Raw genomic sequence first — 23956 nt, 5'->3', positions numbered from 1 at the left:
ACGACTGTGAGACCTGAGGACCCATCCGACCATCCAGACACGCCATTGGGGGTTGCAACGCTCATCGGCTACGAGCAAGGGCAGTGGATCGTCTATCTGGAGGTCGCCTTTCCCGACGGTGTTCGCCGTCATCGGATCAGTGCTCACCGAACCAGGAGATTGGCGGAGATTGCAGCCGATATGTATCGCCGTGGCGCCATGCGTGATAAGCCGTTTCGAGACGAAGGATTGTAGCGCGAGAATGAGTATGACGCACCGACTGCTCCATCCGCAGCCGCTCGGCATCTTCCCGCTTCCTGCCGGGTATCTGGTCATACCGGCAGTGGACGGCGGCGCTGACCTGTGCGCATCACTGTTGACCGGACGTGTGCCGGATGCCATGCCAGACCCACTGCGCTTTTACGCGCAGGCGCTCGCGGGCGACGCGGATGGAGCATGGCAGGCGCTGGAGCGCGATCCATCCCCCGAAGCGTGTTACAACCGCTTCGTGCTGCGTAGCGAACCGTCAGATTACGCTCGATTGCGCTCTGAACTCGATGGTGAACTTCACGCACTTCTCGACCTTGTTGCGTATACCACCGGCATGATCGACCGACCGCCGGAGCCGGTAGGGTGTAGCGGCGAAGTGGCGGCGTGCATTCTTGCTGCGCACGCCGCACATGCGCTGGAGACCGACCAACGCGAGGTCGCCTGCGCGATGTTGCAGCAGGCTGTCGCCGAAGTGCGCGACATATCGCCGCTGTTTGCTGCGCAATTGCTCGGCGATCTGGCAGAGATGCAGGTGCTCGATGATGATGCCGATGCTGCAATCCGGTCGCTCCACGACGCGCTGGATCTGATCGGGTTGTACAGCCTGCCCGATGTGCGCGCGCATCTGGCGTTGCGGCTGGGTATGCTCTACCAGGAACGCGCTGAAGGACGGCGCGCCATGCTCCTCGAGGCGAGCAAATGCTACCAGGAAGCGCTACGCTTCTACACCCGCGAGACAGCGCCCGAACTCTACGCGCTGGCGCAGAATAACCTGGCGCTGGTCTACCTGGCAATGCCCCTGACCGAAGCCAGCGATCAGTTGCGGAAAGGGATTGCAGTGCAGGCGCTGCGCGAAGCGCTGACGATCTACACCCGTGACACACATCCCGATCTCTGGCGCCGCACTCAACTCAACCTGGCGAATGCGCTCCAATACCTGCCATCGGCGAACCTGCGCGACCATTTGATCGAGGCGGTTGGCCTGTACGACGATCTGCTGGCGACCCGCGACCTGCGCCACGATCCGGCAGGATATGCGCGGGTTCTCGCCAATCAGGGGAATGCGCTGGCGCATTTGGGAGACTTTGCGCGTGCGCGTCAGCAGTTGAGCGAAGCGCGGCGCCTGTTTGCCGTGTGCCAGGATGCCGATGCCATCGCTGGCGTCGATGAGGTTCTGGAAGAGATCGCGCGGCAGGAAGCAGGATCACGCAAGGGCGAAGCGACAGCCCCGGCGCTGCGGCGCGCGCCAGCAGGCGAGAATGGTTATTGAGCGAATCATCCGCTGTGACCTGAGCCGGTCTGCAAAGGCAGCGTTCGTATTCCGCAGTCTGCGGCGTCAGGCATCGCGCGAGAATTCAGGTATGGAAGCATATCAGCGTCTTCAGTTTGATCTGTTGCTCGGCATCGCCATCGAGCGGTTCGTCGAGCGGATCACGCACCGTTGTGGCGGATACGAAGCGGCGCTGACGCAACTGCGCGCCGATCCGCAGGGCGAAGGGATTTGGCTCGATACATTTGTGCGGACATTTCTGCGCGATTTTCTGCTCGACAATCCCGCCGGCGCATGCTTCATTCTTCAGGCGCTCGTGCGCCGTGAGATCGTGGCGCCGCAGCCGGGCGCCATCGGGACCATGATTGAACACATGGCGGTGCGCGCATTCGCCGATCTGCTCGCCGCCAAAACCGAAGAAGCGCTGGAGATGTCCGGCGCAACGATGGAAGAACCGTGAAATCTGAGACGTGAGCATCTGCTATGACGACACCACTCAACGGCCACGATACTGCCATCGACGCACTGGAGCGGCTGGCGCTGCGTATCGAGCAGGCAATAGCGGCGGTGGGCAAACTGGATGATCAGGCGCGTGAGTGTGCGCTCGAACTGCAACGCGCCATTGAAACCTTCCACAAAGAGGCGCTCACCCGCATCGTGCGCCGCCTGAAGGACGATCCGCGCGGCAAAGAACTCCTCTTCGATCTGGTCGATGATCCGCTCATCTATACGCTCTTCGCGCGCCACGAGATCGTGCGCCCGAACATCGTCGCGCGCGTCTCGCGTGTGCTCGACGCAGCGCGCCCCTACATCCGCTCGCACGGCGGCGATGTCGAACTTGTCGAAGTGCGCGAGAATGTGGTCTACGTCCGGCTCCACGGCAGTTGCAACGGATGTTCGCTCTCGGCGGTGACGCTGCGCAACGAAATCGAAGCCGCGCTGCGCGCCAATGTGCCCGAAATTGTCGGTGTGCAGGTGGTCGCCGCCGGCGCGGTCCCGGCGCTGATCATGCCTGAAAGCATCGGCGTGCGTGACCCGCTCGCCGGATGGGTCGCCGGTCCGCCGGCGAGCGATGTGCCTCCCGGCGCAATGCGCCGTCTGGAAACCGATCATGCGGACATTCTGATTATCAATCTCGACGGACGGTTGAGCGCCTTTCGCAATGCCTGTGCGCATCAAGGGCTGCCGCTCAACGGCGGGTTGCTCGATCCCGAAAGTGGCACACTTACCTGCCCATGGCACGGTTTCTGCTACGACGCCAGCAGCGGCGAATGCCTGACTGTGCCGCAAGCGCAATTGGAGCCGTTCCCGCTGCGCGTCGAACAGGGACGCATCTGGGTGCGCCCGACGCAGGGATAGGAGGAAAGCGATGGTGCGCCCACTCGTCTGGATCGGCGCGCGTTCGCCTGGTGCATTGACGCTTCCCCCTGCCGACCCGACGCCGTCGCAGTTGTACGCACCACGTGGCGTCTATCTCGATGATCAGACGCTGATTGTCGCGGATTCCGGCAACCATCGCGTGCTCATCTGGCATCGCATCCCTGATCGGGACGGACAGCCGGCTGATGTGGTGCTGGGACAACCCGATTTCTACAGCGAGGGACCGCAGGCTGCCGGGCGCGGCTCGCGGCACGGGATGCACCTGCCGACCGGTGTGATGGTGATCGATGGACGGTTGTGCGTCGCCGATTCGTGGAACCACCGCATTCTGGTGTGGAATCGCGTTCCTGAGACCTCGAACGCTCCGCCGGATAGGGTCATCGGGCAGGCGGACCTGGACGAATGCGAGCCGAATCGTGGCGGCGGCGTCACAGGGTGTGGATTCTATTGGCCCTACGGAATCGGATGGGTTGCCGGTCGTTTTTACGTCGCCGATACCGGCAACCGCCGCGTCCTCAGTTGGAACAGTATTCCTGAAGACAGACAGCCGCCCGACCTGGTGCTGGGTCAGAACGACGAGTGCAGCCATGCCGAAAATCGTGGCGAAGGGCCGTCGCCATGTTCGTTTCGCTGGCCCCACGCGATTGCCGGCAATGGCACAACCCTGTATGTCGCCGATGCCGGCAACCACCGTGTGCTCGGCTGGACGCCAATCCCCGCGCGCGATACACCGGCGTGCCTGGCGCTCGGTCAACGCGACTTTCAGAGCGCGTGGGAGATGCCCCACACGCCACCGGGACCTTCCGCACTCCGCTTCCCGTATGCGGTCGCGTGCGCATCCGGCAGGCTGATCGTCGCTGATACTGCCAATAATCGGGTGCTGATGTGGCACACGTTGCCGCGTGCAGGCGTGTTTCTGCCCGCCGATATGGTCATCGGGCAGCCGGATTTTGCCGGCAACGGCGAAAATCGCTGGCAGGCGGTCGAGCGCGATACCCTCTGCTGGCCCTATGGTATATCCTGTCACAACCATCGTTTGGCGATTGCCGATTCGGGCAATAATCGTGTTATCATATGGGATATCAGCGTCTGACGCCCTTCTTCCGGCTTATCACCCGCAATTGTGTAACTAGAGAACTGTGTATCGTGAAAGGGTGGCGCCATGTGTCTCGGCATTCCTGGTCAGGTCAAAGAAATCTATGACATGAACGGCATTCGTATGGGGAAAGTCGATTTCAACGGCATTGTCAAGGATGTCTGCCTGGCATACCTGCCCGACATCACCGTTGGCGACTATACGATTGTCCATGTCGGATTTGCCATCACGCGTCTTGATGAGCAGTCGGCATTGGAGACACTGGCGCTGTTCCAGAGTATCGGCTTGCTCGACGAAGAGTTGCGCTCCAACGCGGCGGAGGAGGAAGCGGCATGAAGTACCTGGACGAATATCGCGACCCGGATCTGGCGCAGCGGCTTTTTGCCGAGATTCGTCGCATCACGACGCGCCCCTGGGCGATCATGGAAGTGTGCGGCGGGCAGACGCATTCGATTATCCGCAACGGAATCGATCAACTGTTGCCAGAAGCGATTGAGCTGATCCACGGTCCTGGCTGCCCGGTGTGCGTGACGCCGCTGGAGATTATCGACAAGGCGCTGGCAATCGCTTCCCGTCCCAACGTTATTTTCTGTTCGTTTGGCGATATGCTGCGCGTGCCGGGGAGTGCGAAAGACCTGTTCCGCGTCAAGAGCGAAGGCGGTGATGTGCGTGTGGTGTATTCACCGCTCGATGCCGTGCGCCTGGCGCAGCAGCACCCCGACCGTGAGGTGGTCTTCTTTGGCATTGGTTTCGAGACGACTGCTCCCGCCAACGCAATGGCAGTGTTGCAGGCGCACCGCCTGGGATTGCGCAATTTTTCGATGCTGGTGTCGCACGTGCTGGTGCCACCCGCCATCTCCGCCATCATGGAGTCGCCGACGAACCGTGTGCAAGGATTCCTGGCAGCCGGGCATGTGTGCAGCGTGATGGGCACCTGGCAGTACCGGCCGCTGGTTGAACGGTACCATGTGCCAATTGTTGTCACCGGTTTCGAGCCGCTCGACGTACTGGAAGGGATCCGCCGCGTCGTTCTGCAACTGGAAGCGGGACGCGCCGAACTCGACAACGCCTATGAGCGTGCCGTGCGACCGGAAGGGAACGTCGCGGCGCAACAGGTGCTGTCTGAGGTCTTTGAGGTGACCGACCGGGCATGGCGCGGCATCGGCGTTATCCCGCAGAGCGGTTGGCGCCTGCGCAACGCCTACCGCGCCTACGACGCCGAGGCGCGCTTCGCGGTTGGCGACATTCAGACGCGCGAGTCGCCAATCTGCCGCAGCGGTGAGGTGCTTCAGGGTATGCTCAAGCCCAATCAGTGCCCGGCGTTCGGCAAGGAATGCACCCCGCGCACGCCCCTTGGCGCAACGATGGTGTCGAGCGAAGGGGCATGCGCTGCGTACTATCAGTACGGACGGTTCATCAAGGCTGAAGAGGTGGGAGTCGCGCGATGAGCGAAGGACTGAACTTCGAGGGATGGTCTTGTCCGTTGCCGTTGCGCGATCACCCGAACATCGTGATGGGGCATGGCGGCGGCGGTAAACTCTCGGCGGAACTGGTCGAGCATCTGTTTCTGCCAGCATTTGCGGATTCAGGTGCAGTCGATATGGGAGATGCGGCGCTCATTGCGGTTGGCGGGGCGCACCTGGCGTTTTCGACCGACTCGTTCGTCGTGCGGCCCCTCTTCTTTCCCGGTGGCAACATCGGCGAACTGGCGGTCAACGGCACGATTAACGACATCGCCATGCGCGGCGCGCAGCCGCTTGTCCTCAGCGCCGGATTCATTCTGGAAGAAGGGCTGCCGCTCGATCAACTCGCCGCAATTGCGCACAGTATGGGTGTGGCTGCGCGCCGCGCCGGTGTCACCCTTGTGGCCGGTGATACCAAAGTCGTCGATCGTGGGCATGGCGACGGCGTCTATATCAACACCAGCGGCTTTGGCATTGTGCCGGAGGGGATCGACATTGGACCGACGCGGGCGCAACCGGGGGATGCGATCATCGTCAGCGGCACGATTGGCGATCACGGCATTGCCATTCTCAGCGTGCGCGAAGGGCTTGAGTTTGGCGCAACCGTCGAATCCGACACTGCGCCGCTCAACGGGCTGGTCGCCGATCTGCTGGACGAAACGCGCAATATCCACGTCCTGCGTGATCCGACGCGCGGCGGAGTGGCGTCGGCGCTCAACGAAATCGCGCGTGCCTCACAGGTCGGTATTGTGATCGACGAGCGTAACCTGCCGGTGCAGGACGCTGTGCGCGCTGCATGCGAATTGCTCGGCATGGACCCGCTCTATGTGGCGAACGAGGGGAAACTGATTGCGATTGCGCCTGCTTCCGACGCCGAACGCCTGTTGGCGCGCATGCGCGCGCATCCGTTGGGACGGCAGGCCGCCATCATTGGGCGTGTCACCGCTGACCATCCGGGGTTGGTGGCGGCGCGCACCGGCATTGGCGGGACGCGCATTGTCGATATGATGGTTGGCGAACAGTTGCCGCGGATTTGCTGATCCTTTCTACGCGGCAAAACCACTCCTCCAGATTCCCAGAGGCGCGGGGCTGTGGCTGCCCTCGCACCTCGTTCCGCTCGTTCGCATGGCGACCGAGGGACTTTGGATCCTTCTTCCACCGAACACGACTCCTGTGCGACAAAAGTCGCTGTCTTCGCTCATTGTCACACGCTACACTCGTGATGATGTCATACGCATGCGTGGTTATTCGCACAATACTGCCGGAGATCTGCGCAGCGGGACGCCGGGGCGCTGCGGGCGAAAGCCCTCGCTAAGGACATGAAAGCCCTGTCGGGGTTGCTGATGCCACTGCGCAGTCATGCGTTCACGACACCGGACTGCTCGTGCGTAGTGACTGTTGCGCCTTGCGAACCGGGCGCTTGAACATCTTGTCTGACTGACTGCAAGTTCGTATCAGGTATCGCAGAGGTGGATGGATGCACCGTCAGGCGCGTGTGTATGTCAAAACCGCCTTCGTTCAGTTGTTGATCAGTGTTCTTGTTGGTGCATTGCTGCTGATCAACGCCGGGTTGCCGTTTCACCCGCGCATCGGTCTGCTCCTCCCCGTCTATTACCACCTGCTCATGGTCGGCTGGGCGACGCAGTTGATCGGCGGTGTGGCGCTCTGGATGTTTCCCGTCCTCTCGCGCGACCGTCCGCGCGGCGACGAACGTCTCGGCTGGATCGCGTATGGCGCTTTGAACGGCGGGTTGGTATTGCGCGCGGTGGCAGAGCCGATGCACGCCATAGAACCACACACCTGGTCAGCGTGGACGCTGGCAGTTTCCGCTATCCTTCAGGTCTGTGCTGTCTGGTTTCTGGCGATCGCACTCTGGCCCCGGGTTCGCAGACGACCTGAGATGAACCGTTCGCGTATGGGGGGGGGTGACTGATGCCACGAGTCAGCGTCTTCATGATCCGCACAGCGCTGATACACCTGGCGCTTGGTGCGTTTGTTGGCGGTATGCTGCTGGCAGACAAGGGATTGCATCTCTGGTCCTGGTTCTGGACATTGCGCGCCGGGCATGTGCATCTGATGCTGCTGGGTTGGACGGTACAGTTCGCGTGTGGGGTGGCGATCTGGATCTTGCCGCGTCTGGATGCCGCCGGAACACGTGGTGCGCTGTGGCTTGCCTGGGTCTGTTACGGTGCGCTCAACGGCGGCGTTCTGCTGGCAACCCTCTCGGCGCCGTTTGCCGGGATGGTTGGGCGTGAACGCATTGCCTGGATGTTGCCGGTTGCCGGTGTGCTCTTCGTCGCCGGTATTGCAGCGTTCATCGGGCATGGTTGGCGACGAATCCGGCCATTCGGCGCAGTTCCTGCGAGGATGACATGAAACGTGCCATTGACGGCGCCCTTTCGCAGCCATGGACATCGCGCCTGATGCCGGTGGTTCGTATCGCACTGGCGGTGGGCGTGGTCAGTCTGTTGATCGGTGGCATCTGGTCGGGGTTAATGCGCATGGGGTGGGCGCTTCCCACACTACACGGTCAACTGGCGCTGCTTCACGGACCACTGTTCGTCTGCGGCATGCTTGGCACGGTCATTGGGCTGGAACGGGCAGTGGCGCTTGGGCGCGGTTGGGCATTTGTCGGTCCTGGTCTCACGTTTATTGGTGGCATCGCTATGCTGATCGGCGCACCCGTCAGCCTGGCGGCGCTCCTGGTGACCGGCGGCAGCCTGGTGCTGCTGGCGATCTTTGGGTTGATCGCTCAACGCCAACCGGCGCGCTTTACCGTCACCATGGCGCTTGGCGCCACCGTGTGGCTTGGCGGCAATCTCTTCTGGCTCGCCGGACGACCACTGGCGCTGGCGTCGCTCTGGTGGGCTGGATTTCTCATTCTGACCATTCTTGGCGAACGGTTGGAATTAGGTCGTCTTCGCAATCTTCCTTCGCAAGCGTTGTGGTGGTTTGCGGCAGGAATAGGCGCACTGTTGAGCGGTTTGATACTGGCAGGGATCGCCATGGACGCGGGCATGCGGGTCGCAGGCGCTGGTTTTCTGGCGCTGGGCGCGTGGTTGTTGCAATACGACGTTGCCCGCCGTACCTTGCGCCGTCCTGGTCTGCCGCGTTTCAGCGCCGTCTGCATCCTCTCGGGAAGCGGATGGCTCATCATTGGCGGCATGATTGCGCTGATCTCCGGCGCGTTGTATGCTGGTCCGCGCTACGATGCGTTGCTCCATGCACTGTTCGTCGGCTTCGTCTTCGCCATGATCTTTGGCCACGCACCGATTATCATTCCTGCATTGCTGAACCTGCCGGTGCGTTTCGGCGTCTGGAGTTATGTGCCGCTGGTGTTGCTGCACCTGTCGCTCCTCATGCGCATCGGCGGCGACCTGGCAGGATTGGGAGACGTGCGGCGCTGGGGCGGGATGTTGAACGCAACGGCGATCATGCTCTTTCTTGGGTTGACTGCGCTCAGTGTCTGGCAGGGCCGCCAGACGCCGTCTCGCCTGAATCGCGTTGGGTCGACGGAATGAACCTCCGTTATTCATTCCCCATCTCGGCAACTGCCTGCCTGAACCAGCCAATGACGTATATTGACAACCTCCCATCTCATCCATTAAACTCCAGAGTGCCCGGAAAACTCTCCGCTACCACGCAATGGAGCAATCTCTATGCAGCTGAACGACTATGTGTTCGAGCCTGATCTGGCGCGCGCAACGACCATTCCGGCGCGCTGGTACATCGACCCCGCCATGCTGGCAATCGAGGAAGAGCGCATTTTTGGGCGCACCTGGCAACTCGTCGGCCGGGTGGAACATGTGCGCAACCCCGGCGATTATTTCACCTGCTCGGTGGTCAACGAGCCGCTGGTCGTCACCCGCGACACTGCCGGGAACCTGCACGCTTTCTACAACGTCTGCCGCCATCGCGCCGGTTCGGTCGCCGAAGGGTGTGGCAATCGCAAAACGTTGCAGTGCAGTTACCACGCATGGACATACAACCTCGACGGGACGCTCCGCTCGACGCCGGAGTTTGAGGGGGTGGAAAACTTCGATAAGGCAGACTACGGGTTGCGTCCGGTGCAGGTCGATACGTGGGGTCCGTTTGTGTTCGTTAATCTCGATCCGCAGGCGCCGCCGCTCCGCGACATGCTCGGCGCTATTCCCGAAGAGACTGCCAACATGCCGCTGGAGCGCATGGGGTTCTACAAGCGGGTGGATTATGAGATCAACTGCAACTGGAAAGTGTACGTCGATAACTATCTGGAAGGGTACCACATTCCGGTTGCGCATCCGGGGTTATTCAAAGAAATCGATTATAAGCAGTACCGCGTGGAGACGTTTCGCTATTACTCGAAGCAGCATGCGCCGATCCGCGAGAACCCCGATTCGCTCTACCGGCGCCATTTGGAAGAGGGCGCGCCGGCACAGGCGCTCTATTACTGGGTCTTTCCTAACCTGATGCTCAATATCTACCCGGACAATTTGCAGATCAACATTATTCTGCCGCTGGGTCACGAACGCACACTGACGATCTTTGAGTGGTACGTGCTCGATGTGGATCGTCCCGAAGTTGCCGAAGAGTTTCACCGGTCGTTCAAGTTCAGCGACGTGGTGCAGAAGGAAGATATCGACATTTGCGAGGCGGTGCAGAAGCGGCTGCGGTCGCGTTCCTACAATGTCGGGCGCTTCTCGGTGTTGCGCGAGAACGGTGTGCATCACTTCCATGGGCTGCTTGCCGAGTATCTGCAACGCGCCTGAACACACCCCTTACCCGAACAGCAGGTCAGTCGCCACGGTCCAGCCGGGCACGACGGCGCTGGGGATGATCGCCTGCCCCAGGTAGACGTGCTCGGCACGATAGCCCCTGCCCTCCAGAGTGAGCAGTTCGACGGCGCGATGCCCCGGATCGGCGATCCAGTACTCGCGCACCCCGGCGGCAGCGTACAGGTCGCGCTTCTCGCGCCGGTCGTAACTGGCGGTGCCCGGCGACACAACTTCCACCACCAGGTCGGGTGGTCCGACGATACGTTGCGACGTAATCGCCGCTGCGCCGCCGTGGAGCAGCACCACGACATCCGGCTGCACAATCGTGGTCGGGCTGAGTTCAACATCAATGGGTGCTGCGAAGACCCGCCCACGCCCGGACATCTGGACATACTGCATCAGGTAGTAGAAGATCAGACCGCTCACATGTTGATGGTCGGGATTGGGCGCAGGCGCCATACGCAGGTCTCCGTCGATCAATTCATAGCGCTGCCCATCGTCCGGCAGGCGCTCATAATCCGCCACCGTCCAGCGTCCGCCGGGAGGCGGCGGCAGGTGAGAAACCGTTCCGGCCACAGGAAGAACATCAATCGTCATAGGCGTCCTCGTTTGCTGCTTTCGTTGTATACGCGCTGGCGTCCCTGATGCCAATTACCTGTGACCATCCGGCATGGTCACCCCGCGCAGCGCGAGGGGTCGTGCGCGACCCGCTCAGATTCCGCGCTGCGTTTACCCTGAGCGAAGCGAAGGGCTCGGAATGACACGCATGCGGCACCGTCAATCGTCATTGGTATTACCCGAACAGCAGGTCAGTCGCCACGGTCCAGCCGGGCACGACGGCGCTGGGGATGATCGCCTGCCCCAGGTAGACGTGCTCGGCACGATAGCCCCTGCCCTCCAGGGTGAGCAGTTCGACGGCGCGATGCCCTGGATCGGCGATCCAGTACTCGCGCACCCCGGCGGCAGCGTACAGGTCGCGCTTCTCGCGCCGGTCGTAACTGGCGGTGCCCGGCGACACAACTTCCACCACCAGGTCGGGTGGTCCGACGATACGTTGCGACGTAATCGCCGCTGCGCCGCCGTGGAGCAGCACCACGACATCCGGCTGCACAATCGTGGTCGGGCTGAGTTCAACATCAATGGGTGCTGCGAAGACCCGCCCATGCCCTGCGATTTCGACGAGCGTAAAGAGATAGTGCGCGATACGCAACGCCGCCGCCTGATGATCCGTGTTTGGAGCGGGCGCCATACGCAGGTCTCCGTCGATCAATTCATAGCGCTGCCCATCGTCCGGCAGGCGCTCATAATCCGCCACCGTCCAGCGTCCGCCGGGAGGCGGCGGCAGGTGAGAAACCGTTCCGGCCACAGGAAGAACATCAATCGTCATAGGCGCCACACCCCGTCATGGAACCCGCCAGCATGTTCAGCGAATATTGTAGCACGCCGCGACAGTCCCACGGCGCTGCTGTTGCGTTGTGGAGGCGGACGAGGCGGTGAAAGGGCATCCCTGGCGGGGACCCTTTAAGGGCGGACAGCACGCATGAGCAGAGCGGGCATACATGGCGTTGGGATGCGCCGTTGTACCCTCACCCCCTGCCCCTCTCCCGCGCGCGGGAGAGGGGAGTTTACCAACAGGCGCCTCCGTGATCCCACGCGATCCCCGATGATTCCCAAACCGGCACGCGGGAGCGGGGCGACCGGCGCCGTGCGCGCGTCCGTCCTGCGGTGGGGCGTGCCGGGGTGCGCCGTCATTGCGCGCCGCCGCAGGCGGCGAAGCAATCCCCTCGCAGACGTGCCGGGATGCGCGGTCACTGCACCACCAGCGCAGCCGGTCGAAGCCATCCCGTCATTGCGAGACCGGCGCAGCCGGTCGAAGCAATCTCGTCATTGCAAGACCAGCGCAGCCGGTCGAAGCAATCTCCCTCACCCCCTGATCCTCCCCCGCCCGTGGGAGAGGGGAGTTTACCAACGGGCGCCTCCGTGATCCCACGCGATCCCCGATGATTCCCAAACCGGCACGCGGGAGCGGGGAAACCGGCGCCGTGCTCGCGGACGTCCCCATGTGGGAGTGCCGGTGTTCGCTTGGGTGTTCGGTCCGCCCTTGAAGTAGGGACCCGCAGGGTGCGTGGGACATGAGGTGCGCGTGGGAAGCAAGGCACGGATTGGTGGTGCGGCTTCAGGGACCTTCGTGCGCTGCGTAGATGCCACCACGCAGGCGCTAGTCGCGAGCGCCGCCGACCTCCCCGGTCCTTGAGGTCTGCGCCGCGCACTCGACACAAACGGAATTGGTCTAAGAGGGCGACTTGTCCGTTGGCAACGCTTCCGGTGCGCCGAACTCGAGGTCGGTCAGCGTCACCAGGGCATCGTAGTCTTCGAGAAGGTCGGGAGCATATTGAGCGATGACGGCACGAATCAGCATGCGCTCATTGGCGTCCGCTGTGCGCAGCAGGCGAGTGATGTCGGCAATGTCCTGCGCTCGACCGGCTTGCAGCTTCATAAGCACAAGAAACCGTCGTGGCAGTGTCGGAAAATCTGCCAGGTCATACGATGGATGATTAAGCGCCTCATCGAGCCATGGGGCATCGGATGTCAGCACATCAACACTATACCCTTCTGCAACGGCGGGCAATGCAGTAAAGCCGCCAATTGCAAGCGTTCCGCCAATCCGATAACCGGCGGCGATAAAGGCAGACCGCGCTGCCGATTCGTCGTGGGCATGGATAAGAATGTCCACATCCTGCGTCATGCGCTCCGGCGCATAGGCGCGTAATGCCATCGCGCCGATGAGCGTCCAGCGAATGCCCGAAAGAATGTCGCGCAGATTGGGGAGTTGCTGCACCGCCGTTCTCCGGTTCAAAAAGATGGGCGATGAGCCAGTGCCGGCTCTGGCTCGCCGCAGCGCAATCCGAATGTAAGGATTTTTGACCTGTGGGTGGCTCACCACTGTCCCCTTACGCATCTGGCGCCGCACATCGCATCAACCGTCCATCCGCCTCGAGCGATCAATATCAATCCCGAACCTCGGATCGCACGTGGAACGGATTGCTCAGGCGATGGAATACTAAAGAGTTTCCCGCCGCCGGCGCAGTGACATGCACATCTCAATCCGTCCGAATCGATCTGTCCCCGCGCGTATCCGTATTCCATCGCACCGTCACTCGTCCTTCGCCTCCTTGCGCATCCGCGGGCTTTCCCAGGGCACATCGGGCACGCCGGCGCTCGCGTTCGCACAGCGTGCTGCAACGAACAGGAAATCTGAGAGGCGGTTCAGATAGATAGTAATCTGAGGATTGACCGGCTCACTCCGGCTGAGCGTCACGACTCGGCGCTCGGCGCGGCGGCAGATAGTGCGCGCCAGATGGAGATAGGCGGCAGACGGCGCGCCGCCGGGCAGGATGAACTGGCGCAACGGTTCCAATTGCGCTTCGAGTTCGTCGATTGCCTGTTCGAGCGCCTGCACCGCATCCGCGCCGATGCGCGGGATATTCGCCGCCTCGCCGGGGGTTGCCAGGTCGGCGCCAACGACGAAGAGATCACTCTGAACCCGCGCCAGCAGTGCGTCGAGATAGGTATCGACCCCTGCTGAGCGCGCCACGCCAATCGCAGCATTGCACTCATCGACCGTGCCGTATGCCTGAACGCGCGGCGCGTCTTTGGGAACGCGCAGCCCGCCCCACAAGCCGGTTTCGCCTTCGTCACCCGTCCGTGTGTAGATTTTCATGCCTGTCATTCCGTCCTTTCCTCAATCGAGGCGCAGCGCAATGTGCAATTCGCGCAACTGCCGCTCATCGACCGGCGATGGCGCATTCGTCATCAGATCGACCGCCTGCTGCGTCTTGGGGAATGCCATGACTTCACGGATCGTCACTTCATCGGCAAGGATCATGCAGATGCGGTCGATGCCAGGCGCGATGCCGCCGTGCGGCGGCGCGCCATACTCGAATGCTTCGAGCATGTGCCCGAACTGTCGCATCGCTGTCTCCCGGTCGATGCCGAGCAGATCAAACAGCCGCTGCTGCACATCGCGCTGATGAATACGGATCGACCCGCCGCCAGCCTCATAGCCGTTCAGAATGAGATCATACGCTTTTGCGCGCACTTTACCTGGATCGCTGTCCATCAAGTGGAGGTCTTCATCTTTTGGCGCAGTAAACGGATGGTGCACCGCATCCCAGCGTTGCTCTTCATCATTCCATTCGACCAGCGGAAAATCGAGCACCCATGCCCATGCCAGGGTATTCGGGTCGGCAAGGTTGAGGCGCGCGCCAAATTCGCGGCGCAGGCGATCCAGCGTTTGCGCCACAATCTTCGGCGTATCGGCGACGATCAGGAGCAGATCGCCGGGCGCACCCTCCATCCGACGAATGATCGCCGTCATCTCGTCTGGCGATACCTGCTTACCGAAACTGGATCGCACCTCGCCACCCATTTCCGGGACAATTGCCCAGAGCAATCCTTTCGCGCCCGCCTGCCTGGCAAGGTCAACAACCTCATCAATCTGCTTGCGCGAATAATGCCCGGCGCCCGGCACACGTAGTCCTTTCACCTGCCCGCCATTGTCGAGCGCCGCGCGAAGCACGCCGAACGAACTGGTAGCGACGGTCTCCCCAAGATTGACGAGTTCCAGCCCGTAGCGCAGGTCCGGCTTATCGGATCCGAAGCGTTCCATCGCCTCGGCGAAGGTCAGGCGCGGAAAGGGGGTCAAGAGTCGCTTATGCGGCGTAATCTCACGGCACAACGCGGTGAAAAGCCGTTCAATGATGTCGAGTACATCGTCCTGATCGACAAAACTCATCTCCATATCGAGTTGCGTAAACTCCGGTTGCCGGTCGGCGCGCTGATCCTCATCGCGGAAGCAGCGCGCGATCTGGAAGTAGCGATCAAACCCGGCGACCATGAGCAGTTGCTTCAACTGCTGCGGCGATTGCGGCAACGCATAGAACTTGCCGGGGTGAAGCCGGCTTGGCACCAGATAGTCGCGCGCACCTTCGGGAGTCGATTTGATCAGAATCGGCGTCTCGATTTCAACAAACCCTTCGCGATCAAGGAAATCGCGGATGAACTTGACGATCCGGTGGCGCAGGATGATATTCCGCTGCATCCGTTCGCGCCGCAGGTCCAGGTACCGATACTTCAGGCGGATCGTTTCGTCCTCGCCACCTTCCTTGTTGATGTAGAGGGGTGGGTTCTTCGCCGGGTTGAGGATCGTCGCCTCGGTTGCGTGGACTTCGATCATGCCGGTGGCAAGATCGGGATTGTACGCCTCCTCTGGTCGCTGCACCACCCTGCCGCGCACCTGAAGCACATACTCAATGCGCGCATCAGTGGCGACGGCGTGCGCCGTAGGCGCAGCCGCCGAATCAAAAACCACCTGCGTGAGACCATACCGATCACGCAGGTCGATGAAGATCAAGGGACCGTGGTCGCGGCGGCGATGCACCCAACCGGCGAGCAGCACTTCCTGCCCGGCGTGCTCGACACGCAGCTCGCCGCAGGTGTGGCTGCGGTACATAGCGTCACTCCTTTTATAATCGCACAGTGAAGAGCAAAATGAACCGTGAGCGTTTTCAGACGCTTTGCACTCTTAGAGACCGTCATTATAGCCGCAGAAGAAAGGGCTGTCCAATACGATGCGCAAACGTGTCATCATTCTGGGAGTCGCCATTGACGATGTGCTGATGGACGATGCGCTTGCCGCCGTCGCCGGGTTTATTGCGGAAGGCGGACCACATCAGATCGTTACGGTGAACCCGGAGTTTATTATGGAAGCGCGGCGCAATCGCGCTTTTCGTCGCGTGCTTGCCGCTGCCGATCTGGCAACCCCCGACGGTGTTGGTCTGATTCTGGCGGCGCGCTGGTGCGGCACGCCGCTGCGCGGTCGTGTGACCGGTATTGCACTGACCGAGCGCATTGCTGCGGCAGCCGCGCTGCACGGCTGGTCGCTCTTCCTTCTTGGCGCAGCCCCCGGTGTGGCGGAACGCGCCGCGGCAGCCCTGCAACGGGCAAACCCTGGTCTGCGTATTGCCGGGTGTTATGCCGGGTCGCCACATCCTGCCGACGAAGCCGCAATCCGTGAACGGATTCTCGCAGCCACCCCTGATGTACTACTGGTCGCATATGGGCATCCGGCGCAAGACCTGTGGATCGCGCGTAATCAACCGATTATGCGCGTTCCGGTTGCCATTGGCGTTGGCGGAACGTTCGACGAACTGGCGGGAGTCGTGCCGCGCGCGCCAGCCCTTGTGCAGCGCCTGGGGCTGAAGTGGCTCTATCGTTTGCTCGTTCAGCCCTGGCGCTGGCGGCGGATCATGACCGCAGTGCCGATCTTCTTATGGACGGTGCTGCGCGAAGGACGCGCCTTCAATGCGTTGCACACTGAAGAGTAGCGCGCGCGGCACATGGAAGAACCCTTTGTAATTGCCTCCCTTGCTGGTCAACGCCAGATCGCCGCGCCGGTCGCAATAGCCGAACCATTCCCCCTCTACGGGATCGACAAACGTGCGAAACGCATAGTTGTCCACTCGTTCCAGCCAGCGCATCCAGCGTTCCTCGCCGGTCAGCGTATATGCCAGCGTCAGGGCATAGATCGCCTCCGTGTGGGGCCACCACAACTTCATCGTTGACTCGAGCTGAAGCGTCGGCTTGCCTTCGATGTCCATAAAGTAGTACAACCCGCCATACTCCCGATCCCAGCCATACTCCAGCGATCCTTCAAGCACATCGAACGCCAGGCGCCGATGGTCTTCGGACGGCACAAACTCGAGCATGTGGAGCAGAAACCAGGCGACCTCAATCGAGTGACCAGGGCTGAACAGCCGACCTTCGGGCCAGGCGCGCAGGTCGCGCCTATCGAGAGCCACATGTTCAATGAGAATGCGGCGCTGTGGATCGTAATGGCGCACCACGCCATCCATAGCGTCGCGGATCACCTGCACATAGCGCAGATCATCGGAGACCCGCGCCAGTTCGATGGCCATGCTCGCCAACACCATCACATTCGCCAGGCTGCTGACCGGCGGATTGCCCGTCAGCGCAGGGCGGTCGAGCAGCGCCGGATTGCGGATCCATCGGTCGATCTGCCAGAAGACCTCGATAGCCTCATTAAGACACTCTTGATCGCCGGTTGCGCGCGCATACTCCAGCAAGCCGAGCATGTAGAACACCGCCGCATACGGCTTGCGCTGATAAAAGTACGGTTCTCCTTCGCGCGTCAGACTAAAATAAACGCGCCCTTGCGGGTCGCGCCCATAACGACGCATAAATCGGCAGATGAGCGTTGCGGCGTCGAGGAACTCCTGGCGATGGTCGAACTCGTTGTACAACCGCGAAAACATCCAGACCGCGCGCCCTTGCAACCACATGTACTTCTTTGTATCGTAGATCGAGCCGTCGCGATCAAGGCAGGTAAACTGTCCGCCATACTCGTGATCCAGCGAGTGCTGCAACCAGAACGGAATGACCGACTCCTCCAGGTGAGCGCGATAGCGTGCTGCATACGAGGCGAGCATGATTTCTTCTCCGTCCCTGTCTGCCTGTTGGAAGAATGATACGTTATGCCTGTTTTGGAATCAACCGCCGATGCTCGACTGCCATGCAGCGATTCATGACCACCTTCAACCCTGCTTCTTCGGCGCGCGCTGCGGCTTCCTCATTCACGATTGACAACTGCATCCACACCGCGCCGGCGCCAACGGCAATCGCATCCTCAACGACCGGCATCACCGTTTCAGGACGGCGAAAGATGTCCACAATATCGATCGGTTCAGGCACATCGCGCAGCGTGGCATACGCCTTTTCGCCAAGCACCTGAATATTCAGCGTCGCCAGGCGCGGATTCACCGGAATGACCCGATACCCCTGGCGCTGCAAAAACTCAGCGACCAGATACGAGTCGCGTTCGGGATCGTCGCTGATGCCAACGACTGCAACGGTGCGTGCAGCGGTGAGGAGATTGCGAATCTCCTGATCGGTGGTTAACACAGCATCCTCCTTTGTGCTTGCGCGCGGCGACTCAACCGCGCGCTCCCCATTATCGTATGTCGAAAGCAGGCTTTGCGCAACCGCAGTGCGCCGCACATGTGGTATGATGACTCGCCCGGTTCTCATCTTCGCTCGCCAGAAGGGGGTATTCGGTGAACGTCTTGCGCTACATGCTCATCTTCGTCCCGCTGGCGTTCCTGGCTGAATTGTTCTTCCCCAATCCCCTGCTCGTCTTTGCGCTTTCCTGCGTGGCGCTCATTCCCCTTGCCGGTCTGCTCGGCGAAGCGACCGAAGAACTTGCCATTCACGTCGGACCGAAAATCGGCGGTTTGCTCAATGCCACTCTGGGAAACGCCGCCGAATTGATTATTACCATCGTTGCGTTGCGCGAGGGCAAGATCGAACTGGTCAAAGCGTCGATTACCGGCTCGATTCTGGGCAACCTGCTCCTTATCCTCGGTCTCAGCCTGCTGCTTGGCGGCATTCGTCACGGCATTCAGACGTTCGACCGCAACCTGACCGGCGTCGCGGCGACGATGATGATGCTTTCGGTTGTTGGTATGATGATCCCGACATTGTTTGAGTTACTTCGTGAGGTGCAGAGCGGTGCTGTCGATGTCTTCAACACTGATGTGCGCGATCCGGCGCTCGATGCGCTGAGCCTGGGAGTTGCAGCGATCCTGATTGTGCTCTATGTTCTGAGTCTGATCTTCTCATTTCAGAAACCGGAACGCGGCATTGGCGCCCCAACCGGTGTTGATGATCCTTCTGCCGAAATAGAACACCATCGGGCAAAGTGGAGCGTGCCCGTTTCGCTTGGTGTGCTGACGGTCTCGACGATTGCTATCGTCTTTTTGAGCGAATTTCTGGTCGGCGCGGTCGAACCGGTGGTGGAGCAACTTGGCGTCAGTGAATTGTTTCTGGGGGTGATTCTGATCCCTCTGGTTGGCAACGTCGCAGAGCATATTGTCGGCGTGCAGGTGGCAATGAAAAACAAGATGGACCTATCGTTGTCTATTTCGCTGGGGTCCAGCATGCAGATTGCGTTGTTTGTCGCGCCGTTGCTGGTCTTTATCAGCCTGCTCTTCGGCAATGAAATGACCCTCTATTTCAGTCTCTTCGAGGTTGCTGCGCTGACGCTGGCAGTGCTCTGCGCTGTGCAGGTATCGGTCGATGGCGAGAGCAACTGGCTCGAAGGCGCGCAGTTGCTAGCAGTCTATCTGATTGTTGGTCTTGGGTTCTTTTATGTGGTGACGCCAGGCGTCCATGGCGGCTGAACGCGCTGCCTGGGGTGTGCATTAAATGGGCGAATGGTATGCTCAACACTATTCATCTGCAAACATTCCTTGCCGTGGTAGAAACCGGCAGTTACAGCGCCGCAGCCGAACGCCTCCATCTGTCGCAACCGGCAGTCAGCAGTCACATCCGGGCGCTTGAAGCCCAACTCGATCAGGTGCGGCTGTTTCGGCGAGTCGGACAACAGATGCTGCCAACACAGGCCGGCGAAGAACTGATTGCCATGGCGCGCGAGATGCTGGAACTGGCGACGCAAGCCGAAGAGCGCATTCGCAGTTTGCGTGGGCAGTTGAGCGGACGGGTGGCGATTGGGTGTACTCCTTCCGGCGCTGAAGTCCTGCTAACCGGAATACTCCATGCGTTTCGTGAACGCCATCCGGCTGTCTGTCTTTCCGTCAACGTCGCTTCGGTCGATATTGTGCTGGAACAGTTATCCCGCCAGCATATCCATATCGCGTTCATCGAGGAAAAGCAAAGTTCGCGCCACTGGGTTGTGCAACTGCTCGGCATCGATCCGCTCGTCCTGATAGCGCCGCGCGACCACGAACTGGCGCATCGTGGTCTTATCCTGCCCGACGCGCTCCGTCAGGCGCCCATTATCATGCCGCGCAGTGGAAGCGCCACTCGTCGCGTGATCGATGAAGGCTTACAGGCAGGTGGTCTGGCGCCCGCCGATGTGCGCGTGGTGCTCGAGACCGATAGCGCCACCGTTGCGCTGGAGGCGGTATGCAGCGGCATCGGGTTGGCGTTCGTGCCACAATCATGTGCGCTGCGCCAGACGAATGTCAGCACCATCCCTGTCGAACTGAGTCTGTACCAGGAATGGTTCGCCCTCCGTTCACGCGAGCACGCAATGTCGCGCGCCGTCCAGGAAGCATTCGCATTTCTGACCGGAGACGATGTACGCGCCATCCTGCACCGGGTCGGCGTCCGGTCTCCGCTGGAGAGCAAGGCGCTGGGAAAGGCGCCGAAAATGGAAAGGAAACGATGATGAGCCATTCAGTATTTGTCACGACCAGTCGTGGTTTGCGCCGTGACTCTGTGCCAATGCGACTATTCGAGAAAGCCAAACGGCTGGGGGTCTGGAATCCCAGCGATATCGATTTCAGTCAGGACATGCGCGACTGGCAGACGTTGACCGATGACGAACGCGATCTGGTGCTGCGGCTGACTTCACTCTTCCAGGCGGGCGAAGAGGCGGTCACGCTCGATCTGTTGCCGCTGGTCGCCACGATTGCTGCCGAAGGGCGCATCGAAGAGGAACTGTTTCTGACCAGTTTCCTGTGGGAAGAAGCCAAGCACACCGACTTCTTCAACCGCTTCCTCACCGAAGTCGCCGGAGTGACGGGCGATCTGAGCCACTACCATACCGCCAACTATCGCGCGCTCATTCACGAGGCGTTGCCGGCCGCCATGGAGCGGCTCCGTGACGATCCCTCACCGGAGGCGCAAGCCATCGCCTCGCTCACCTACAACATGATCGTCGAAGGCGTGCTGGCGGAAACCGGCTATCATGCCTACTTCACCATGCTCGAACGACGCAACCTGATGCCCGGCACACGCAAAGGGATCGGGCTACTGAAACAGGACGAGTCGCGTCATATCGCCTATGGCGTGTATCTCCTGTCGCGTCTGATCAATGCCGAACCACGCCTGTGGGATGTCGTTGTCGAGCGAATGAACGAACTCGTTGTCTATGCGATGGGGGTCATCGACGATGCCTTTGCCTGTTACGAGGTCGTGCCCTTTGGATTGAGCCACGATGATTTTATGCAGTTTGCGATGGGGCAATTCGAGCGCCGTCTTGATCGCATCGAACGCGCCCGCAATCAGACGGTGGAAGCCATGGAAGAGGAAGCTACCAATGACGCTTGACGATGCCGCATGCGTGTCATTCCGAGCCCTTCGCTTCGCTCAGGATAAACGCAGCGCGGAATCGGCGCGGGTCGCGCATGACCCCTCGCGCTGCGCGGGGTGACCATGCCGGATGGTCACCGGTCATTGGTAGCGTCGGAGGAGGCATAGACATTATCATGATCGCGGTGGCGCCGTCGCATTGCCACGGCGCCACCATAGCGACCCATTGTTTTGTTGTATTGATGATTTCTCAACCTTCCTCTTCCATATCGCGGCGTTCGAGCACGTGCACCAGCGCCTCAAACAGGTCGCTCTCGGTAATGATGCCCACAACCATATTGTGCTCGTCCACCACCGGCAAACCGCCGATCTTGTTGTCGATCATGAGCATCGCCGCCTCACGCAGGCTGGTCTCCGGTGTGACCGTGATCGGGTCCTCCGTCATGACCTCATACACCTTGATCCGGCGCAGTGCATCGGCGATCTCGAACGGATCCATACCTGCCACCCGCAGCAGATCGGCGCCGCGAATATCTCCCTGCGTAATGATGCCGCGCAGTTCCCCCGTATCGATGACCACTGGCAGGCGGCGGACATTATGTTCACGCATCAGCGCCAACGCCTCGCTGACCGGCGCTGCCAGGTTGACGGTGACTGCCGGAGCGCGCATCCAGAAGCGGATCTCCTCCTCGGCAGGCACAGCGGCGCGTCGCCTGGAAGATGCTGATGTCTTCGTCATTGAAGTTCTCCTTTCTGGAGCAGTGCCAGACACCGCAACCGCCTGACAGGACGGCGCAGGCAGCACAGCAACCTGAATATGCAAGCGGTTTCTTAACAATTGTAGCCGCTCTCATCTCGTGTGTGGCGTAACGGATTGTCACTTGCGGTAACAGATCCACTACCTGAAAAAACGCCCCTATGCATTATGAACGATAATACCAGTTACCTGTGAACATCCGGTATTGTCACCCCGAGCAGCACGAGGGGTCGTGCGCGACCCGCTCAGATTCCGCGCTGCGTTTACCCTGAGCGAAGCGAAGGGCTCGGAATGACACGCATGCGGCATCGTCAAGCGTAATCGGTAAAGCATGTAAACGCATACTCTCCGTGTGTAATGGTTTCTTTTCTTTCTAACGCAGTGTGACATGCTACAGTACACTCAGGCGCTTCCCAATCGCCGCGCTGGAGGCAACTATGAAAAATCAACGAGTCGCGGACTGGATGAGCACTCCTGCAATTGTCATTGCTCCGACAACGACGCTTGCTGAGGCGCAACGCCTGATGGAACAGCGGCGCATTCGCCGGTTGCCGGTGGTGGAAAATGGCAAACTGATAGGAATTATCACGCGCGGCGATCTACGCGCTGCCCAACCAGCCGACACAACGCTCAGCTACTATGAGTGGCGTGCATTGCTCGATCGGGTCACGGTGGTCGAGTGCATGACACGCCACGTCGTGACCATCACGCCGGACGCATCGGCGCTCGATGCCGCTCGATTGATGTTGACGTACAAAATTGGCGGACTGCCGGTTGTCGATGATGAGGGACGGGTGATTGGCATAATCACGGAGAGCGATCTTTTCCGACTACAGATCGCCCTGGCAACAGGCGGCGAGGCGCGTGACGCTGAGCGCCCTACCCTTATCTGCCATCATTGCGGCGCTGTGTTGCGCGGACGGTCGCTCGATACGATCAGTCGTGATGATCAGTGCTGGCGTTGTCACTACCATCTCCATCGTTGCGATAACTGTCGTTACTTTGATAGTATCGCCTGCATGCTGGATCGCCCGGAACGACACACTGCAATCCCTGGGCGGGATTGTCCCTGCTTTGTCTATCTGGTGACGCAGGAACAGGGTGCAGAGCGGTAGGAGTCGCGCGACGATCAATGATGAAGCCCCCTGTGATCGAGCCGATATATGGAGTTCCGCTGATCGGGTGCGATGATCGTTACGAAGATCGCGCTGCGGCAGGGCGACGGCTTGCATCACTGCTGGGGCGCTTTCGTGGTACGCACGCTGTCGTGCTGGCGATCCCACCGGGAGGCGTAGCCGTTGGGGGTGAGTTCGCGCGCTCGCTTCGTCTTCAGGTGGATGTTATCGTCACCCGTGAGTTTCGGGTACGCGGCAATCCTGCGGTTGCCGCCGGCGCCGTCAGCGAGTCGGGCGGGTTGTGCCTGAACGGCGCCATCCTGCGCGTGCCGGGGGTGACTCCTGCAATGCTGTGGGATATGGTCAGAGCCGAGCAGGCAATGCTTCCCAAACTGATCACGCTCTATCGTCACGGACGTCCTCTGCCGTTCGACATCCGGCGACCGGTCATTCTGGTCGATGACGGGCTGCGCAGCGGACTGTCGCAACTTGCGGCACTTCAGGCGCTGCGGCGCTACCATCCGGTGGCATGCTTGCTTGCAACACCGCATGCCCATGAACATATCCTGCGCATGATCCGACCATGGGCAGATGAGGTGATCGCGCTCAATCTCCACGCTCACAGCCCCGCCAACACCGTGGATGGCTGGCAGATGCCGTTGAGCGATGAAGACGCTGCCATTCTGTTGGAGCGCTATCGCCTTCACGTCGTGCCGTAATGAAGATGACGGTCACATGC

General features: G+C 60.8%; 26 protein-coding genes. 18 read left to right on the top strand and 8 right to left on the bottom strand.

The features are described from left to right. The first annotated feature begins 6 nt into the window (after positions 1 to 6). The 12 genes from RCAS_RS24280 (at position 7) to RCAS_RS19665 (ending at position 10206) form a co-directional block, all read left to right on the top strand. Positions 7 to 234 (top strand): hypothetical protein, encoded by a 228-nt coding sequence (locus RCAS_RS24280; RefSeq protein ID WP_083760348.1) that lies wholly within the window; start codon positions 7 to 9, stop codon positions 232 to 234. 13 nt (positions 235 to 247) lie between these two features. Then, positions 248 to 1519 (top strand): tetratricopeptide repeat protein, encoded by a 1272-nt coding sequence (locus RCAS_RS19715; protein ID WP_198135963.1) that lies wholly within the window; start codon positions 248 to 250, stop codon positions 1517 to 1519. A 91-nt stretch (positions 1520 to 1610) separates the two neighbouring features. Beyond that, the gene (locus RCAS_RS19710; RefSeq protein WP_041332189.1) at positions 1611 to 1979 is read left to right on the top strand and encodes a hypothetical protein; all 369 of its coding nucleotides are present in this window, start codon (positions 1611 to 1613) and stop codon (positions 1977 to 1979) included. 23 nt (positions 1980 to 2002) lie between these two features. Further along, positions 2003 to 2878, top strand: a complete 876-nt coding sequence (locus RCAS_RS19705) for a NifU family protein (protein ID WP_012122261.1) — start codon at positions 2003 to 2005, stop codon at positions 2876 to 2878. 10 nt (positions 2879 to 2888) lie between these two features. After that, positions 2889 to 3992, top strand: coding sequence for an NHL repeat-containing protein (locus RCAS_RS19700; protein ID WP_012122260.1), 1104 nt, complete (start codon positions 2889 to 2891; stop codon positions 3990 to 3992). 69 nt (positions 3993 to 4061) lie between these two features. Continuing rightward, the gene (locus tag RCAS_RS19695) at positions 4062 to 4331 is read left to right on the top strand and encodes a HypC/HybG/HupF family hydrogenase formation chaperone (protein WP_012122259.1); all 270 of its coding nucleotides are present in this window, start codon (positions 4062 to 4064) and stop codon (positions 4329 to 4331) included. Then, complete coding sequence (gene hypD, locus RCAS_RS19690) at positions 4328 to 5443, top strand: hydrogenase formation protein HypD (RefSeq protein ID WP_012122258.1); 1116 nt, start codon at positions 4328 to 4330, stop codon at positions 5441 to 5443. The genes RCAS_RS19695 and hypD overlap by 4 nt, the downstream gene beginning before the upstream one ends. Further along, positions 5440 to 6498: a hydrogenase expression/formation protein HypE gene (gene hypE / locus RCAS_RS19685; RefSeq protein WP_012122257.1), complete on the top strand. Its 1059-nt coding sequence runs from the start codon at positions 5440 to 5442 to the stop codon at positions 6496 to 6498. The genes hypD and hypE overlap by 4 nt, the downstream gene beginning before the upstream one ends. Before the next feature lie 437 nt (positions 6499 to 6935). Next, on the top strand, positions 6936 to 7391 hold the full coding sequence (locus RCAS_RS19680) for a heme-copper oxidase family protein (RefSeq protein ID WP_012122256.1): 456 nt from the start codon (positions 6936 to 6938) through the stop codon (positions 7389 to 7391). Beyond that, positions 7391 to 7834 carry a heme-copper oxidase family protein gene (locus RCAS_RS19675; RefSeq protein WP_012122255.1) on the top strand — a complete coding sequence of 148 codons (444 nt, stop codon included), beginning with the start codon at positions 7391 to 7393 and terminating at the stop codon, positions 7832 to 7834. Before RCAS_RS19680 ends, RCAS_RS19675 begins: the two co-directional genes overlap by 1 nt. Next, positions 7831 to 8979: a hypothetical protein gene (locus RCAS_RS19670; RefSeq protein ID WP_012122254.1), complete on the top strand. Its 1149-nt coding sequence runs from the start codon at positions 7831 to 7833 to the stop codon at positions 8977 to 8979. The genes RCAS_RS19675 and RCAS_RS19670 overlap by 4 nt, the downstream gene beginning before the upstream one ends. Positions 8980 to 9117: 138 nt before the next feature. Then, positions 9118 to 10206, top strand: a complete 1089-nt coding sequence (locus RCAS_RS19665) for an aromatic ring-hydroxylating oxygenase subunit alpha (protein ID WP_012122253.1) — start codon at positions 9118 to 9120, stop codon at positions 10204 to 10206. A 9-nt stretch (positions 10207 to 10215) separates the two neighbouring features. On the opposite strand, the gene RCAS_RS19660 is transcribed toward RCAS_RS19665, so the two are convergent. The 5 genes from RCAS_RS19660 to aspS form a co-directional block, all read right to left on the bottom strand. Beyond that, positions 10216 to 10809 (bottom strand): Uma2 family endonuclease, encoded by a 594-nt coding sequence (locus tag RCAS_RS19660; protein ID WP_012122252.1) that lies wholly within the window; start codon positions 10807 to 10809, stop codon positions 10216 to 10218. Between the two features lie 196 nt (positions 10810 to 11005). Continuing rightward, positions 11006 to 11599, bottom strand: a complete 594-nt coding sequence (locus RCAS_RS19655; protein ID WP_012122251.1) for a Uma2 family endonuclease — start codon at positions 11597 to 11599, stop codon at positions 11006 to 11008. Between the two features lie 903 nt (positions 11600 to 12502). After that, the gene (locus RCAS_RS19650; RefSeq protein WP_012122250.1) at positions 12503 to 13153 is read right to left on the bottom strand and encodes a nucleotidyl transferase AbiEii/AbiGii toxin family protein; all 651 of its coding nucleotides are present in this window, start codon (positions 13151 to 13153) and stop codon (positions 12503 to 12505) included. A 213-nt stretch (positions 13154 to 13366) separates the two neighbouring features. After that, positions 13367 to 13933 carry a cob(I)yrinic acid a,c-diamide adenosyltransferase gene (locus RCAS_RS19645; protein WP_041332181.1) on the bottom strand — a complete coding sequence of 189 codons (567 nt, stop codon included), beginning with the start codon at positions 13931 to 13933 and terminating at the stop codon, positions 13367 to 13369. Between the two features lie 21 nt (positions 13934 to 13954). Then, positions 13955 to 15724, bottom strand: a complete 1770-nt coding sequence (gene aspS / locus RCAS_RS19640) for an aspartate--tRNA ligase (RefSeq protein ID WP_012122248.1) — start codon at positions 15722 to 15724, stop codon at positions 13955 to 13957. Between the two features lie 118 nt (positions 15725 to 15842). On the opposite strand from aspS, the gene RCAS_RS19635 reads away from it, so the two are divergent. Then, a complete protein-coding gene (locus RCAS_RS19635) occupies positions 15843 to 16598 on the top strand; it encodes a WecB/TagA/CpsF family glycosyltransferase (protein WP_012122247.1) in 756 nt (251 codons plus the stop codon). Here the strand turns inward: RCAS_RS19635 and RCAS_RS19630 are convergent. Continuing rightward, the gene (locus RCAS_RS19630) at positions 16542 to 17720 is read right to left on the bottom strand and encodes an AGE family epimerase/isomerase (protein ID WP_012122246.1); all 1179 of its coding nucleotides are present in this window, start codon (positions 17718 to 17720) and stop codon (positions 16542 to 16544) included. The two genes, RCAS_RS19635 and RCAS_RS19630, sit on opposite strands and share 57 nt — an antisense overlap. Before the next feature lie 43 nt (positions 17721 to 17763). Then, positions 17764 to 18192: a CoA-binding protein gene (locus RCAS_RS19625; protein WP_012122245.1), complete on the bottom strand. Its 429-nt coding sequence runs from the start codon at positions 18190 to 18192 to the stop codon at positions 17764 to 17766. 152 nt (positions 18193 to 18344) lie between these two features. Between RCAS_RS19625 and cax the strand changes: the two genes are divergently transcribed. From cax to RCAS_RS19610, 3 genes are read left to right on the top strand one after another with little or no spacing between them, the layout of a single operon-like run. After that, positions 18345 to 19469 (top strand): calcium/proton exchanger, encoded by a 1125-nt coding sequence (cax, locus tag RCAS_RS19620; RefSeq protein ID WP_012122244.1) that lies wholly within the window; start codon positions 18345 to 18347, stop codon positions 19467 to 19469. Positions 19470 to 19507: 38 nt separating this feature from the next. Then, on the top strand, positions 19508 to 20479 hold the full coding sequence (locus tag RCAS_RS19615) for a LysR family transcriptional regulator (protein ID WP_041331162.1): 972 nt from the start codon (positions 19508 to 19510) through the stop codon (positions 20477 to 20479). Next, positions 20476 to 21363 (top strand): R2-like ligand-binding oxidase, encoded by an 888-nt coding sequence (locus RCAS_RS19610; protein ID WP_012122242.1) that lies wholly within the window; start codon positions 20476 to 20478, stop codon positions 21361 to 21363. Before RCAS_RS19615 ends, RCAS_RS19610 begins: the two co-directional genes overlap by 4 nt. Before the next feature lie 232 nt (positions 21364 to 21595). Here RCAS_RS19610 and RCAS_RS19605 read toward each other — a convergent pair whose 3' ends face one another. Further along, entirely contained in the window at positions 21596 to 22084 is a 489-nt protein-coding gene (locus tag RCAS_RS19605) for a CBS domain-containing protein (protein ID WP_012122241.1), read from the bottom strand. A gap of 455 nt (positions 22085 to 22539) precedes the next feature. Between RCAS_RS19605 and RCAS_RS19600 the strand changes: the two genes are divergently transcribed. Both RCAS_RS19600 and RCAS_RS19595 read left to right on the top strand, forming a co-directional pair. Continuing rightward, positions 22540 to 23217: a CBS domain-containing protein gene (locus tag RCAS_RS19600; protein WP_012122240.1), complete on the top strand. Its 678-nt coding sequence runs from the start codon at positions 22540 to 22542 to the stop codon at positions 23215 to 23217. A gap of 32 nt (positions 23218 to 23249) precedes the next feature. Next, a complete protein-coding gene (locus tag RCAS_RS19595; RefSeq protein WP_232280073.1) occupies positions 23250 to 23936 on the top strand; it encodes a phosphoribosyltransferase in 687 nt (228 codons plus the stop codon). Positions 23937 to 23956 lie beyond the last annotated feature (20 nt).

Source organism: Roseiflexus castenholzii DSM 13941 (assembly GCF_000017805.1).
GTDB classification, from domain to species: domain Bacteria; phylum Chloroflexota; class Chloroflexia; order Chloroflexales; family Roseiflexaceae; genus Roseiflexus; species Roseiflexus castenholzii.
This window is presented reverse-complemented; position numbering and strand designations above follow the sequence as displayed.